This is a genomic window from Edaphocola flava, from assembly GCF_004118155.1.
Taxonomy (GTDB): Bacteria; Bacteroidota; Bacteroidia; order Chitinophagales; family Chitinophagaceae; genus Edaphocola; species Edaphocola flava.
This window is the reverse complement of the sequence record NZ_SAIQ01000001.1, coordinates 99,739-115,412: the sequence shown is the minus strand read 5'-3', so window position 1 is coordinate 115,412 and position 15,674 is coordinate 99,739. Positions and strand designations below refer to the sequence as shown.

Genomic DNA, 15,674 nt, shown 5'->3' with positions numbered 1-15,674 from the left:
TCACCCCCGGAATGCCCGGAGATGATGACCCTCTCTTCATTATATACAGCTCATCTGTACATGTGCAATTTAATGCTGTACAAAGGTAAGCGGTACCGACAGAGGAGGCTCCGGGTGTTTCACCCCTTTATAAAGGGTGTGATGATGTGAAAAATAGGAGCAGGGAATAATTAATCCGTATATACTCCTCAGTTTTTCCTGCTGTTGATTCCATAATTTATACTGACCACAGCATAATTCGCGCTGATCATGGTATCATCTGTTCTGTAAATAGATTATTCCATACTATCAATATAATAATTCGTTCTGACCACAGCATAATGTCTTCTGTACTCTTCATAATTCGTACTGATCATGGCATTATCTGTTCTGTAAATACATTATTTCATACTGTCCATATAATAATTCGTACTGACAACAGCATAATACATTCTGTACTCTTCATAATTCATGATGATCATACCATAATCTGTACTGTCTCCGTCATAAGTCACTCTGTCAGCCTCATAATTCGTTCTGCAACCGTATGTATCCTTGCTGCAGGTATATAACAGCATCGTAGTCATTAAGTTGGTTGATAAAAATAGATCAAGAGAAAGATGTTGATAGTCAATATGCTGTATAAAAATAATGAAATCGTTTACTGGACTGCATTATAAGGGATTTTTGATACTTATATTTGAGTAGCAGAGAGCATTGTCATGCTTATTTAAAACCGTTAAAACTAAAAATGCTATGAATCAGAAAGAAGTCAATTTTCTGTCCATGTGCCGTTCCGTACAGCAGGTGCTGGACACTAACAAAGCTATCTGGCTACCGGTTCCGGTCTTCGTGCAACAGTCCGATACCTTTGCGCAGCTGATCCGCGACCTGTCTACAGCTGCTAAAGGTGCAGAACTGCGATCGGAAGGCGTTACGGAACATAAACTGGACACGGAGGCGCGGGCCGTACAACTGGCAGTGAATCTGGCCAAAAGGGCCAGCGTTTATGCGCTCGATACCAATAACCCGGCATTGCATGATCAGTTAAGGGTATCCAGAACGGCTTTGCTGCAACGCCCCGACAACCTGACGCTGTCTAAGCTGAAGGATATTTATACCCGCCTTCAGGCCCTGGAATTGCAATTGCAGGCTTACTGTATTACGCATAATGATATTACCAATCTCAATGAGCTGATCAATGCATTTGAGCAACAGATCAGCCGTCCGCGTACCACGATTGTGGAGCGCAGGACCTATAACCAGGAGCATATACCGGAACTGATTGCCAGCCTGCGGCTTTGTCTGTATAAGATCGACAGCCTCATGAACCTGTTTGCTGATACGGCCCTGGAGCGGGAATACCGGTCTGCACGCATGATCCAGAACCTGGGTGGCCGTCATGAACGAGGTTTGGAACAGGATATGGAGGAATAGAAAAAGGAGCCGTGCGGCTCCTTTTGTGTTTCTGTACTGGGGTATTTGGGGTTATGCGCTGGGAGCGCGTCAGTGAAGGAACAAGTATGTTAGACTATAATGTTAAATAAAAAAGGACTCTATTTGAGCCCTTTTTTATTTAACATTATGTGATATTATATGTAATTAACTTGGAATTAATTCATGGTATACTTGTGCAGTAGTCATTCCTTGTACATAAGTAACGTTAGCACTCATTTCGTCTAAGATTTCATTATAAAGACCATCAGTAGACAATGCACGAATTTGAGTAATGATATTATGTAAAGCTGTTGCTTGTGCAGTAGTCATAAATGCAGTGTTATCATTCATGGCATCAGGATTATTTAATTTTTGTGCCAATGGATAAATTACATGATCCATTACATCAACTATATCAAGTGCATCAGACATAGATAAGTGTTGCGTAAAAATATATCCTACATATTCAAGGTCTTCTGTAAAGTGGATACCATAGCTTGATTGACTAAGGATATTGTCACGAAAATTTACAGTTGCATTCATTACATCAAGATTTGTCATTTCAGCAACTTGATATGCAATTTTACCTCCACAGGTTTCTCCAATTGTTTTATCTTCATCACAAAAAGGTGTTTCTGATGGAAATGCATCTGCACAACGACCTTTACCAGTAACTTTACATTCCTGTAAAGAACATGTTTTATTGCCAGCATGTTCAGGTTCAGTAAATTTACGCATGATATGCGTGCTGTATTCTAAAGTTGTTAATCCTTTTAATTCAGCATCAATTTGGTGTTGAAAGTTATTTGCTCTTGTTCCTCTTACTGCTGGTTTGTAAGTACTTTGTCTGTTTACAATTCTTACAGCATAACCAAGATCGTTATTTCTGCCAGCCAGTATTTTGGCTAAATCATTACGCTCGGTCATTAACAGCTTCCATATTTTAGAATCGAATTTTGGTAAGTGTTCAAATTTGTTTCCGTTTTTTTGGAATACTTGAGTGTACATATATCCCTTGTCATCATTAGTCAGAACTAAGAAGCCATAAACTAAATCATTATTTAAAACGTAATCTTTTTTATCATTACCATAGTAAGCAATTATACCTAACAGATTTTGTTGATTGTTAATTTGCATAATACCAAAACTGTTTAAAAGCTGTACCATTTGGTTGGGTGAATAGCTTTCTTCAGCCCATGCATAAACACAAGCATCAGGACGATTCTTATACTCATCCTTATCCATAAAACTTACAGTACTGGTTACCTTGTTAGGGAATGTTACTTGACTGTGTATCTTGGCAGCTAACTGTGTTCCCGGAGTACCACATTGACCAGGGCTAACATCTTTGTTACAAGAATAGATTGTAAACAGCCCAACACAAAATAAAAGAGCCGACAATGCAATAATGCTAAATTTTGTTTTTTTCATAAATAAATAAATTTTATATTCATGACAAATGTAAGTTATAGAAATCTAAAAAAAGTTAATTCAAATTAATTTTTTCACAGAAATGTAAGTTGAATTTATAACGCTATGATAGTAAATTATTTGTCATATAAATTTGAATATTTTTCTTTTTTCAGATATATATCATTAAAGTAGGGTAGGATTTCTTTGAGTAATAGCCTGATTTTTACTTTTTCAATCGCCGCCTTTTTCCCCTTGTTTTTCTCCAAAATAAAACAGGTTTCCATTATATAGAGATAAGTGCTTGGTGATCAATAGCAGGTATAATATTGAGATTTCAGAACAGGACACATAATAATAATAGCGCAGCGCACTGATCCAGAGATCAGTGCGCTGCGCTATTATTATAGATACTATAGGAGATTTCTCGACTTCACTACGTGTCACTCGAAATGACGATAGAGACAGATTTCTCCACTTCACTACGTGTCACTCGAAGTGTTTCTTTACAGATTCACCTTTAACTTCAGTTCATCCAGTTGCTTGGGTTCTACATGTGCCGGAGCATCCAGCATCACATCGCGGCCGGAGTTGTTTTTAGGGAAGGCAATAAAGTCGCGGATGCTTTCTTCACCACCCAGCAGGGCACACAGACGGTCGAAACCGAATGCCAGTCCGCCGTGTGGAGGTGCACCGTACTCGAAGGCACCTAATAAGAAGCCAAATTGCTCCTGGCTTTCTTTTTTGCTCATGCCTAGGGCGGCAAACATTTTCTCCTGCAATTCTCTTTGATAGATACGGATAGAACCACCGCCGATCTCGGTACCGTTCAGTACGATGTCGTAAGCATTGGCATTGATCTCGCCGAAACGGCTCTGATCGTTCATCAGTTCGATATGCTCCGGTTTTGGTGCGGTGAACGGATGGTGCTTGGCGTACCAGCGGTTATCTTCTTCGTTATGCTCAAACAATGGGAAGTCTAAAACCCACAGCGGAGCAAACTCTTCCGGATTGCGCAGGCCCAGTCTTTCGCCCATTTCCAGGCGCAGGGTAGCCATAGCAGCACGGGTACGGTCTTCGCCACCGGCCAGCATCAGGATGATATCACCCGCTTGTGCACCACAGGCTTCCGCAATCGCTTTCTGACGGGCTTCATCTAAGAATTTATCAACGGAACTCTTATAAGTACCGTCGGTATTACATTTGATGAACAGCAGACCGGTCATACCGATCTGCGGGCGTTTCACCCACTCCGTCAGTTCATCAGTTTGCTTACGCGTATAGTCAGCACCGTTAGGTACGCAGATGGCTAAGATACTCTCTGCCTCATTAGTCACCTTGAAGTCTACACCGTTCAGTACTTCACAATGTACGGTATTGCTGACTTTCAGGTTCTGGATCTTCATGCCGAAACGGATATCCGGCTTGTCATTACCATAGTCACGCATAGATTCGTGCCAGGTCATGCGCGGAAAGGCATCATTGATCTCCAGTCCTTTAATTTCTTTAAAGATATGCTTGAACATGCCTTCGAAGGTTTGCAGAATATCTTCCTGTTCTACGAAGCTCATTTCACAGTCGATCTGGGTAAATTCCGGCTGACGATCTGCACGCAGATCCTCATCACGGAAACATTTTACCACCTGGTAGTATTTATCATAACCGCTCACCATCAGCAATTGCTTGAAGGTCTGCGGGCTTTGCGGCAGGGCATAAAACTGACCTTCATTCATACGGGATGGTACGATGAAGTCGCGGGCACCTTCCGGGGTAGATTTGATCAGGAATGGCGTTTCGATATCCATAAATCCCTGCTCATGCAGGTAGTTACGGGCAGCACGGTTTACGTTGTAACGCAGCTCCAGGTTGCGGCGCAGGGTAGGGCGGCGCAGGTCCAGGTAGCGGTATTTCATACGCAGCTCATCCCCCCCATCGGTTTCTTCTTCGATGGTAAATGGTGGTACGGCCGATTTGTTCAGGATGGTATATTCCGTTACTTCAATTTCAATATCACCGGTAGGCATTTTAGGATTCTTGCTGCTGCGCTCGATCACCTTACCTTTGGCCTGGATCACGTATTCGCGGCCCAGTGGGTTCTCGTTCAGCTGTACGGTCATAGCTTCATTGAAAAATAACTGGGTGATGCCATAACGGTCACGAATGTTCACAAAAGTGATACTCCCCAGTTTTTTTACGGTCTGTACCCAGCCGCTCAGGCTTACTTCCTCATTGATATGTGTAGCGCGGAGTTCCCCGCAATTGTGCGAACGATACATTATAATATGTTGTAAAATTATTTTATAGTATTAAAGACAAATCTGTTTAGGTATACAACCCACCATTGATGGAGATCACCTGACCGGTAATGTATCCTGCATCTTTAGAAGCCAGGAATTTTACCAGTGCCGCCACTTCCTCCGGTTTACCGAAACGGTTCATCGGGATCATAGCAGACAGTTCTTTTTCATTCAGGTCGCTGGTCATATCCGAAGCAACGAAGCCCGGAGCAATTGCATTCACCGTAATGTTACGCTTGGCAATCTCCTGTGCCAAAGCCTTGGTCGCACCAATGATGCCTGCTTTAGCCGCAGAATAGTTCACCTGTCCCGGCATACCTTTCAGTCCGCTGAGCGATACAATATTGATGATGCGGCCGAAACGGTTCATCAGCAAAGGTTGCATAATGGTACGGGTTACATTGTACATGCCTTCGAGGCTGGTATCCAGTACCGAGCGCCATTGCTCATCTTCCATAAAGGCCATGAGTACATCATTACGGATGCCTGCATTATTGACCAGTACTTCTATAGTACTGCCTTTATTGGCTTCTATCCAGCCACCCAAAGCAGCGGTTACGTCTTCTTTTTTCGCTACATCGAAGGGTAATAAAACAGCTTCCTGTCCGGCAGCCTTTACCATAGCCGCAGTCTCTTCAGCTGCGGTTACATTCCCTTTGTAATTGATGATCACCGGGTAGCCCAGTTGCGCCAGGGCCACGCAAACTGCGCGTCCTATACCTCTTGAGCCTCCGGTAACTAATGCATACTTCATATTTGTCTGTAGATGTATTATCATTTAAAGGAAGCGTTGCTTCCTTTAAATGATGTATTCTTAATCAGGTTTATCCTTTCTTTTGTTCTTTGCTCCAGCTGTCTTTCAGCCCTACCGTTTTGTTGAACACGATATGGTCTGCAGTACTGTCTGTATCTAAAGCAAAATAACCGATACGCAGAAACTGGAAACGGTCCGCAAGGGTAGCGTCTTTCAGTGCCGGTTCGATATACGCTTTAGAGATTGTGCTTAAAGAATCTGTATTGATATAATCTTTAAAATCGCCTTCTTCAGTAGCCGGGTTCTCCACCTTGAACAGGCGGTCGTACAGGCGTATCTCCGCAGTCTCTGCAGTGTTGGCGTCTACCCAGTGCATAGTACCTTTTACCTTAATGCCGCTGGTATCGCTACCGCTCTTGCTTTCCGGGAAATAAGTACAGTATACTTCCGTTACATTGCCGTTTTCGTCTTTTTTGAAACCGGTACATTCCACGATATATGCATGCTTCAGACGGGATTTCAGTCCTACACCCAGGCGGAAGTACTTGGCCGGAGGGTTCTCCATAAAGTCATCACGCTCGATCCATAAAGTATTACTGAAGCTGATCGGGCGGTGGCCGCCGTTTTCATCCTCAGGATTATTCTCTGCACTCAGTGTCTCAGTTTGTCCTTCAGGATAATTGGTGATGATCAGTTTGATCGGATCCAGTACTGCCATACGACGCAGGGCCACTTTATTCAGGTGCTCACGCACACAGAATTCCAGCAGGCCTATGTCAATCAGGTTTTCACGCTTCGCCACACCGATGGTTTCTGCAAACTTGCGGATGCTCTCCGGTGTATATCCTCTGCGGCGCATACCACTGATGGTAGGCATACGCGGATCGTCCCAGCCATTCACTTGTTTTTCATTGACCAGTTGCAGTAGTTTACGCTTGCTCATCACCGTATAATTCAGGTTCAGGCGGGCAAACTCGTATTGATGTGAAGGGAAGATACCCAGCTTATCAATACACCAGTCATATAATGGTCTGTGGTGGATAAACTCCAGGGTACAGATCGAGTGGGTAATCTTTTCAATACTATCACTTTGTCCGTGTGCGAAATCATACATCGGGTAGATGCACCATTTGTCGCCGGTACGGTGGTGATGTGCATGTTTGATCCGGTAAATGATCGGATCGCGCAGCAGCATATTCGGATGCGCCATATCTATTTTGGCACGCAATACTTTCTCACCATCGGCATATTTACCTTCACGCATTTCGGTAAACAGTTGCAGGTTTTCATCAACCGTTCTGTCGCGGAACGGACTGTTCGTACCCGGACGGTCGATGTTGCCTTTTGTGGCAGCGATCTCTTCCGAGGTAGAATCGTCTACATAAGCCAGTCCTTTTTTGATCAGGTCTACCGCAAAGTCATGCAGTTGATCGAAATAGTCGGAGGTATAATGCAGTTCATCCCAGTCGAAGCCCAGCCAGCGTACATCATTCATGATGCTCTCTACATACTCGGTATCTTCGGTTACAGGGTTGGTATCGTCGAAGCGCAGGTTGCACTTGCCGTTATATTTTTTAGCCAGGCCAAAGTTCAGGCAGATCGATTTGGCATGACCTATATGTAAATAACCGTTAGGCTCGGGCGGAAAGCGTGTGTGTACACGGCCTTCGTGGGTTCCGGCTTCCAGGTCTTTTTCAATAATTTCTTCTATAAAATTCAGAGAACGTTCTTCGCTCATGGTAATGTTTTGTTATAAAATGTTACATAACGCTGCAAATATACCTAATGCAGCCTAGCTGATAAAATAATGGGAGATAATTTATGCAGGATATAAAAATGCCCGGCTCAGGGGCCGGGCAAATCTGCTATAAAAAAGGTGGGTGAGTGCTATTTGACTTCTTCGTAATCAATAAATTCACCATCCAGTCTTTGATTGGGCTTTTGCTTTTCGGCACGCTGGTTGTTCATCGCATTCATATGCTGCTGCATATCCTGCATCTGCTGTCGGGCAGCACGGGTCACCTGCATGATAGGCAGTAAGAAACGCAGCACGAAACGTGCGATAAGGCTGATTACGATTAAAAAAATTAATATCTTCAGAAACATAATGCATCAAAGATAGGAAGAAATCTACTTTCGTGAAAATTGTTTAGGTAAACTATAACGTTTAAAGAGTAAGTTGTTATTGATATTTTCTCAAGTCATAAGCACTTAATAGTTTTCTGCTAAATGTATCAGATATTGAAAAGTTGTCACGCAAATACAGTTCTACTTCATCAAGATTTAAGTTTGATTCGTAGGTATTCCATATAATTGAATTCATTTTATAAGAATTGGGTATACTTTCATCCTCAATAATTCCTTCTATAGATTGATGCACTTTTTTTAACGCTATAGGAATTTGATTTATGCAACTTCTTAAATTTTTCTCTTGCTGTTCTTTTAACGTTGAAAGGCACTCTATATTTGGATTAATTTGTCCAAACCCAAATACAGGAAAGTATTGACTTGGCTGTATTTTATATTTATCTATAAGCGACAAAATTTGATCATTTGATTCATCAATTATATTAAAGTAATTTGCGAGTAGTTCTGGAGCAGTTTGATATTGATATTGAATTGTTTTGGCAGATCCAATTGCTAATATTTTATCACTATTTTTCAGAGAATCTAAATCTTCTGTAATGTTTACCTTTATTTCGCCACCTGCATATATCTCTTTTACAATAGTTTGAACTTTCCTAACATCCAGTGCCGTAATAGGTAATTGAAGATTGGAGATTGCATCATAAATTATCGAAAAATTATCAGTTTTAATTTTATTTATTCTAATCGTTAAGCCATTTTCTAGAACTATATCATGCTCAGAGGTTTGTTCATTGTTGAAATCTCGTTCATATTCAACTAGCAAGAAATTATTCTTTATTTTAGTTGCTAAATCCGAATTTGGTTCAACATATGTGAAAATTGTTTTTAGGATTTTTTTTATATTATCGTCTCCTACACTATATCCTAGAAAGATTATTGGATTATGTATAAATAGTGACAATAATTGTGCTCGTATTAATTCATATTTACTATCAAATTCTTCATAATCTTGATTAGTAATAATTATTTTTGAGGGATCTTCACAACAACCATGAATTTTATAGACAGAACCATAGGGGTTACTAAGTAAAATGTTATTACCTATCAATTTGTTGAATTCAAATAAATGCTCAATTAACGGATCATAATTTGTCGTAATAACTGAACCTATATTTTTTCTGATTTTTTTGAACTTTTTCAGCTCTTCTTCTTGTGCTTCCTTAAATTCTAACTTTGATAAAAGTTCACTTATATAGATCTTAAATCGACTAATGAATATACCATTAGCCATTTTTTCATAAAAAATATTGTTTATAGCCTCAAATTTGCCACTCCGATTTTCTTGAAGATGCTGATTGAAAGCATTTTCAAGAATCTCTGCGATTTTTAAATAATTAAATTTTCCATCAATATAACATTGAGATTTTATATCAAGATAGTACTCTTCGTTTTGAGTAAAATCGAATGCAATTTTTTTTAAAAGGCCATCCCATGTATATGAGTTTTTTAAATAACGCAAACTTATACCAGTACCAACAAAAAGTACAGGATGGTTTTTATATTGAGAGATAAATTCTTGTATTGTCATTTATTTGCCTTTATCTAAAGTTAATAAATGTTTAGATACAAGTTTAGTGGTAACCCGAAATTTATTTAGAATCGTTTCGGTTGCTACTCTGCATACGTCTCCAGGGTAGTCGAGACCGTCATGATAACCGCTATCAGCACCACAATCATGAGGAACAGAACAGAGGTCCAGAGTATGGCCTCCCTGCCTACAACGTGATAAGATCCGTTGTATTCTTCAATTAAAATTTTTCGCCTTTTGACGGGATTACGATGTTTCACGTAGAGGTAAATCCGCCCGAAGGTCTGTGTTATCATATCAATCCGAAAGTAGTCCATTGCCGCACCTTTGAAAACTGATATAAAGGTACAGAGGCAAATACTATCGTTTTCTTAAAACTCTGCCGCAAGGGTGTCCGGATCCCAGAAAACGGTGCGAAAATCTACAATTTTATCATTTTTTATAGAAATTCCTTCGGCTTTCAGGCGATCTTCCATCTCTGTAGGGGTATCAAAATGAAAACGGCCGGTAAGTTTTCCCTCACTGTTGACCACACGGTGTGCGGGTACATCGGGCAGGTTATGGCTGTTGAACATGGCACGGCCTACAATGCGGGCGGTACAGCCGTAACCGACACATTTTGCGATAACACCATAACTGCATACCCTGCCATACGGGATAAGCCGTACGATATCATATATAGCCTGGTATTGTGCTAAAGTGTCCATCAGTTGAAGATACTGCTTAATTGTTCAGGGGTAAACGGTTCCCCTTTAGGTTCGGCTGAGACCCAGATCAGGCGTACATCCAGCTGATCTCCATAAGCCTCGGCAAAGCCGCAGAGACAGGCAGCTGTATTGCGCTGCTGTAATAAGTCGGTAACGTAAAATGCAGTGAAGGGAATATCTAACTGCTCGGAAAGGGTGCACATCTGCTCTCCCTTAAACTGATTGCGGATACAGATTTCACCCAGCATAATATTGGGTAATGTATAGACAAACAGGGCAGGGGAAGCCAGTTCTGTACGGGAAGCCTCAAACTTTTCATCCACATCCATACAACCGTTGCTGGTGGTTAATACAGTAGCCACCCGGTCTTTATCTTCAATATCGCCCAGGATTTGTACCAGTACTTCTGTAGCAAGAAAGGCAGCTTTGGACAGGAGGTCCATCTTAAAGAATTTAGGATAGCTGATGCCCAGACTGCGGTATAATGTTGTGATCGTTTCACTAAGGCTATCGCCCTGCAGCTGGTGCAATACCTGCCCGTCTGCAATGAGCGCATCTTTACTTAGCGAAACGACATGATGGATATACAACATTGATGATTATTTATTATGCTCCAGGAAGTTGACTAATGCACTTACCGAGCGCTCATGATTTTTAACGAAAGGGTTTGTATCATCCCACACATAACCAGCCAGCACAGAACAGATCTGGGCCTTCACATCCTGATTTTTATTGTCAGCGAAGAAGATTTTGTACAGGTCGCCGGTATACCATGATTTTACATAGGTACGGAATACATCTACACCTTTCTCCATGTATCTCATATACTCATTTTCCCAGTCTACGCTTTCGCCTTTCAGGTGTTTGATCACCAGGTTGGCCGCTTTTTGAGAAGATACAGTAGCCAGGGTTACGCCTGAGGAGAAGATCGGATCCAGGAATTCGGTTACATTGCCCGTGAGCACAAATCCTTTTCCGAAGAATGTGGTGGAGGTCGCACTCCAGCCTTGCAGGATACGTGGTTCAAATTTCCATTCCACATCTCTGAAACGCTCGCGCAGATTAGGTTCTGCCTCGATCATCTTCTTGAATTTTGTTACGATATCTTCATCGCTGCCGTATTGGTCAAAATACTCAGGCAGGGCCACAAAGCCTACAGAGGTTACGCCGGTTGAGAAAGGAATAGTCCAGATCCAGCAATCAGTATCCTGCGCATAGATCACAATGCGGTTAGGTTCCTCTACCGTCATCCTGCGCGGATCTTCCATATGGCAGAAGATCGTTTTGCGGGTAGGCAGCTGTGCCGGCTTGTCCAGATTGAACATACGCGGAATCACGCGACCGTAGCCGCTGCCATCCACTATAAATTTAGCGGCTACATGAAAGGTAGTACCATCTTCTTTCTGAATCGTTGTAATGCTGTGTCCCTGTTCGTCGATCTTGATATCGATCACTTCGCTCAGGTAATGTACCGGTATGCCTTTACGCTCACACTCATCGGCCAGGGTGCTGTCAAAATCGGCACGGGGCATCTGCCAGGCATACTTATAACCATCTGAATGCTGTTCGTTAAAGGTGAAGTCACATATGGCCCCATCTTTCACAAATTTGGCACCCCATTTCTCCTGAAACTGTTTTTCTTTCAGTGCCGGCATGAAACCCGCTTCCTCCAATGCTTCCAGGCAGCGGGGCAGCAAGCTCTCGCCGATGACAAAACGAGGAAACTGCATTTTTTCTACAATCTCAACAGTGTATCCTGCATTCTTTATAATAGAGGCCGCAACTGTACCTGCAGGTCCGGCACCGATAACCAGTACGTCGGTTTGTATCATTTCTAATAATTTGTTTTGTTCTACAGAAATGGAAAAAATTATTTCTTACGGAGTTCGAGTATCGTATGGCTCAAACCAATATTGTCATTGGTTGCGATGATCTCAAAACCAGCCTCATCGATCAGTTTATAAAATACTGCACTATCATACATCTGGCTGTTGCCGTTTGCCATAGTGGTAAAGTATAATGAAGTCATTTGCAGCGCAAATGCCGAGGTCTCGAATTTTTGTCTGTCCCAGAAGGTTTCGTTGATGAAAATGCGTGTTTCCGGTCCTGCTGCCTTATGGCATTTCTTCAGGATGCCGATGATCTCTGCATCTGAAAAGCAGTCCAGGAACTGGCTCATCCAGATGATGTCATATCCTTCCGGCAGGCTCAGGCTATTGTCCAGCACATTGTGGTTATAATATTGTACACGGCCCTTGAATCCGGCTGCATCTATATTCTTTTCCGCCATAGCCAGTTGGCCCGGCAGGTCTACAATGCCCATTTCTACCTGTGCATCATGTTGCAGGCTTTGCAGCGACCATTTACCGGTATTGCCACCGATGTCCAGGATCTTTTTAGGATTGGAGGCAAATACCATGTTCAGCGCTACATCAAATGTATTGTCGGAATAATAGTGGTCAAATGCCAGCCAGCTGCTTTTTGCCGGTTCCGGGAACACAGACAGTCCTTCGTATAAAGTACTCCAGTCGCCAAATACTTTAAGGCCTTCTGGTTTCTCATTCTGCAAAGAAGCCTCCAGAGCGCTTGCGCCTTCGGCACATACATCCCTCATAAACTCATAGTTGACACGGGTCATTTCGTTTTTCAACAGGAAATAACCCGTTTTGGCTAGTATAAAGCGATCTTCTTTACGATATACCAGGCCTATGCCCAGTCCTGCTTCCAGCAGTACCCTTACCGCATAATGCGATAACTCGGTTTGTGGTACGATCTCTTCCAGTGTGATTCCATTGGCACCACTCTGGTCTACAACTGTCAATACACCTTTTTCGATCAGCAGCTTCGAGGCTTCCCATACATAAGGTGCAAAAGCGATCATATGTGCACGGTCCAGTGCATCCAGGGCTTTAATATTATCAGTAGCAAACATGGGCTCTTTCTTTTGGGTTTGAATGTCCATAGTTTTTTGGATAGTGGTTTTAATGAAGACATCAAAAGTAAAATTATTACGGCAAAGTAAAAAGTCTTGTTGTTTGCGGGAATGGCAGAATAACTTACTTTTGTGTAGTTTTTAATTTTTGCAAGACCGTATATGTACAACATCCAATTCTCCGAGACAGCGTCACGTGAGGTTTCTATAGAGCAGGACGAAATCAAGATCAATAATCAACCGGTTAACTGGGATGCCGTAGCACTTGCTAATGGCAGTTTTACCATCATCGCTGATAACAAAAGTTATGTGGCGAGTGTGGAAGCGGTAGACCGTACCAAGAAAACAATGAGCATACGGGTGAATAATAACCTGTATGAAATCAGGATTCAGGAACCGATCGATCAGTTGCTGGCCAAAATGGGTCTGGATGTGTCTAAAATGCAGAAGGTAGAACCGATCAAGGCACCTATGCCTGGTCTGATCCTGAAAGTACTGGTTACCGAAGGACAAGCGATTAAGAAAGGAGAACCTGTACTGATCCTGGAAGCCATGAAAATGGAAAATGTATTTAAAGCTCCCGGCGATGCCGTAGTCAAAGCCATCAGGATTGAAGAACGCCAGGCTGTAGAGAAGGGAGAAGTATTGATTGAACTGGCATAAAATACCGGAATGAAAAAAATATTACTGTTCGGCAGCATGTTACTGAGTCAGGGGTTGCTCCTGGCCCAGGATAAGAATGATGCCTTTGTATATATACAGGGAGATAAACAGACCCCTATCTACATTAAGATGGAGGGAGAGATGCAGGCACGTTACAGTAAGAATTTTGTTATTCTCAACGGCCTTGCACCGGGTCCTTTGCACCTGGATGTTTTGTTTCAGCAAAATGCATATCCTACCCAGAAGTTTATCCTGAATATTCCTGAGTCCAGTCAGCGCGCTTTTGTGCTGAAAAAGATAGATAATACAAAGTTTGCTTTGTATGACTTGAACAGCGGGCATTATGTTACTGCCGGCAATAAGCTGGAAGATGATATCATGACAGATCCGAATAAGGATCTGCAGGAACTGGTAGCAGGTAATACACCGGTTGCGGCTGTACCGACAACAGCACCGGAGCAAACTACAGGTGATGCTTTGCCTGACTTTCCTTCAGAGAAACCGCAGAAAAAGCCTAAGGTAGGAAAGCCTAAGAAAGAGAAACCGGTTAAGGAAGAAGAGGTGGTTGTTACAGAACCGGAGACCGAAGAGACTGCACCGGTCGTGGTCAAGGAACAGGCTCCTGCACCGAAAGAGAAAGATGAACGCTTTCTGAGTTTTGAAATGCAGCAAAAACAAGAGGCTGCTCAAAATGAAAATAATAACCGCAGGAGGAACAGAAGAGAAGAGGAAAGAGAAAATAATAATACTAATGCTGATGTGCCGGTAGTGGCAGAGGTTCCGGCTAAGCCAAACCGCTCGGGATCGGCTAATTGTGCTGAGGCCATGACAGAGGTTGCATTTGATAATTTTATGCAGCAGCTGAAAAACCGTACGGACGAGGAAACGCGCCTGGCTTATATAATGAAGTATGGTAAGAACTACTGTTTCACTACGCAGCAGGTTTGGATAACGGCTTCAACATTCTCCTCGCAATCTTCTCGTTATGAAGCTGCGCGTGTATTAAAGCCCAAGGTGGTCGATGCAGATCAGTATGAGCAATTATTGAAACTGTTTAATACTAATTATCTGAAACAGCGATTTGCCAAAGAAGTGATTGGACAATAATCAAATGTTCATATACATAAATAATAAAGGTGCTGCGATGCAGCACCTTTATTATTTATGTATAAACCGGGATATATTAGTCCAGTCGGAAGATCTCTCTGATCTTTTCCAGTTTGGTCTGGAAGTCAATTTGAAGGTCTTTTACCATACCATTGCGCAGGTCAAACACCCAGCCATGAACGGTAACGCCACGGTTGCGTACGCCGCGTTGTACTGCTGCTGTCTTCAGCACATTTACGCATTGTTCTTCTACATTCAGTTCTACCAGGCGGTCATAACGCTTCGCTTCATCGCTGATCGCATTCAGCTCATCCATGTGCATACGGTACACATCACGGATATTGCGCAGCCATGGGTTTAATATGCCCAGGTCTGCCGATTGCATAGCCGCTTTTACACCGCCACAATTGTAGTGGCCGCAAATCACTACGTGATCCACATTAAGGTGATCCAGTGCGTAGTTGATTACCGACATTACATTCAGGTCCACATTGTTGACCAGATTGGCTACATTGCGGTGTACAAATGCTTCTCCTGGTTCCAGTCCCAGGATCTCTTCTACGGTTACACGACTATCGGAGCAGCCGATATATAATATTTTAGGTTGCTGGCCTGCAGCCAGTTTTTCGAAATACTGAGAGTCGCTGCGGAGTTTATTTTCGATCCACTCTCGGTTATTTTTAAACAGTTGCTCAATGTTCATTTTCGCTAT

The 15,674-nt window shown here is 42.4% G+C and carries 16 protein-coding genes; 3 read left to right on the top strand and 13 right to left on the bottom strand.

Going from position 1 to position 15,674, the window contains the following annotated elements; translation table 11 throughout:
• Positions 1-380 precede the first annotated feature (380 nt).
• Positions 381-566, bottom strand: a complete 186-nt coding sequence (locus EMP01_RS00505; protein ID WP_129019539.1) for a hypothetical protein — start codon at positions 564-566, stop codon at positions 381-383.
• Between the two features lie 169 nt (positions 567-735).
• Here EMP01_RS00505 and EMP01_RS00500 point away from each other — a divergent pair, with 169 nt between their 5' ends.
• Positions 736-1,416, top strand: coding sequence for a hypothetical protein (locus tag EMP01_RS00500; protein WP_129019538.1), 681 nt, complete (start codon positions 736-738; stop codon positions 1,414-1,416).
• Positions 1,417-1,581: 165 nt separating this feature from the next.
• Here EMP01_RS00500 and EMP01_RS00495 read toward each other — a convergent pair whose 3' ends face one another.
• The 11 genes from EMP01_RS00495 to EMP01_RS00450 all read right to left on the bottom strand — a co-directional run bounded on the left by EMP01_RS00495 (position 1,582) and on the right by EMP01_RS00450 (position 13,222).
• Positions 1,582-2,847: a hypothetical protein gene (locus EMP01_RS00495; protein ID WP_129019537.1), complete on the bottom strand. Its 1,266-nt coding sequence runs from the start codon at positions 2,845-2,847 to the stop codon at positions 1,582-1,584.
• A 485-nt stretch (positions 2,848-3,332) separates the two neighbouring features.
• Positions 3,333-5,102 (bottom strand): aspartate--tRNA ligase, encoded by a 1,770-nt coding sequence (aspS, locus tag EMP01_RS00490; RefSeq protein ID WP_129019536.1) that lies wholly within the window; start codon positions 5,100-5,102, stop codon positions 3,333-3,335.
• Between the two features lie 46 nt (positions 5,103-5,148).
• Complete coding sequence (gene fabG / locus EMP01_RS00485; RefSeq protein WP_129019535.1) at positions 5,149-5,877, bottom strand: 3-oxoacyl-ACP reductase FabG; 729 nt, start codon at positions 5,875-5,877, stop codon at positions 5,149-5,151.
• 70 nt (positions 5,878-5,947) lie between these two features.
• On the bottom strand, positions 5,948-7,615 hold the full coding sequence (locus tag EMP01_RS00480) for a glutamine--tRNA ligase/YqeY domain fusion protein (RefSeq protein ID WP_129019534.1): 1,668 nt from the start codon (positions 7,613-7,615) through the stop codon (positions 5,948-5,950).
• A gap of 149 nt (positions 7,616-7,764) precedes the next feature.
• Positions 7,765-7,983, bottom strand: coding sequence for a hypothetical protein (locus EMP01_RS00475; RefSeq protein WP_129019533.1), 219 nt, complete (start codon positions 7,981-7,983; stop codon positions 7,765-7,767).
• A 76-nt stretch (positions 7,984-8,059) separates the two neighbouring features.
• Entirely contained in the window at positions 8,060-9,553 is a 1,494-nt protein-coding gene (locus EMP01_RS00470) for an SIR2 family protein (RefSeq protein WP_129019532.1), read from the bottom strand.
• Positions 9,554-9,636: 83 nt separating this feature from the next.
• Positions 9,637-9,813, bottom strand: a complete 177-nt coding sequence (locus EMP01_RS15475; protein WP_161971178.1) for a hypothetical protein — start codon at positions 9,811-9,813, stop codon at positions 9,637-9,639.
• Between the two features lie 111 nt (positions 9,814-9,924).
• Positions 9,925-10,260 carry an MGMT family protein gene (locus tag EMP01_RS00465; RefSeq protein ID WP_129019531.1) on the bottom strand — a complete coding sequence of 112 codons (336 nt, stop codon included), beginning with the start codon at positions 10,258-10,260 and terminating at the stop codon, positions 9,925-9,927.
• Positions 10,260-10,853 (bottom strand): hypothetical protein, encoded by a 594-nt coding sequence (locus EMP01_RS00460; RefSeq protein ID WP_129019530.1) that lies wholly within the window; start codon positions 10,851-10,853, stop codon positions 10,260-10,262. The genes EMP01_RS00465 and EMP01_RS00460 overlap by 1 nt, the downstream gene beginning before the upstream one ends.
• 6 nt (positions 10,854-10,859) lie before the next feature.
• A complete protein-coding gene (locus EMP01_RS00455; protein ID WP_129019529.1) occupies positions 10,860-12,092 on the bottom strand; it encodes an NAD(P)/FAD-dependent oxidoreductase in 1,233 nt (410 codons plus the stop codon).
• Positions 12,093-12,130: 38 nt separating this feature from the next.
• The gene (locus tag EMP01_RS00450) at positions 12,131-13,222 is read right to left on the bottom strand and encodes a class I SAM-dependent methyltransferase (protein ID WP_237559434.1); all 1,092 of its coding nucleotides are present in this window, start codon (positions 13,220-13,222) and stop codon (positions 12,131-12,133) included.
• A gap of 132 nt (positions 13,223-13,354) precedes the next feature.
• Here EMP01_RS00450 and EMP01_RS00445 point away from each other — a divergent pair, with 132 nt between their 5' ends.
• The gene (locus EMP01_RS00445; RefSeq protein ID WP_129019528.1) at positions 13,355-13,855 is read left to right on the top strand and encodes a biotin/lipoyl-containing protein; all 501 of its coding nucleotides are present in this window, start codon (positions 13,355-13,357) and stop codon (positions 13,853-13,855) included.
• A 9-nt stretch (positions 13,856-13,864) separates the two neighbouring features.
• On the top strand, positions 13,865-14,962 hold the full coding sequence (locus EMP01_RS00440; protein ID WP_129019527.1) for a DUF4476 domain-containing protein: 1,098 nt from the start codon (positions 13,865-13,867) through the stop codon (positions 14,960-14,962).
• Between the two features lie 76 nt (positions 14,963-15,038).
• Here EMP01_RS00440 and EMP01_RS00435 read toward each other — a convergent pair whose 3' ends face one another.
• Positions 15,039-15,665 carry a carbonic anhydrase gene (locus tag EMP01_RS00435; protein WP_129019526.1) on the bottom strand — a complete coding sequence of 209 codons (627 nt, stop codon included), beginning with the start codon at positions 15,663-15,665 and terminating at the stop codon, positions 15,039-15,041.
• Between the last annotated feature and the right edge of the window lie 9 nt (positions 15,666-15,674).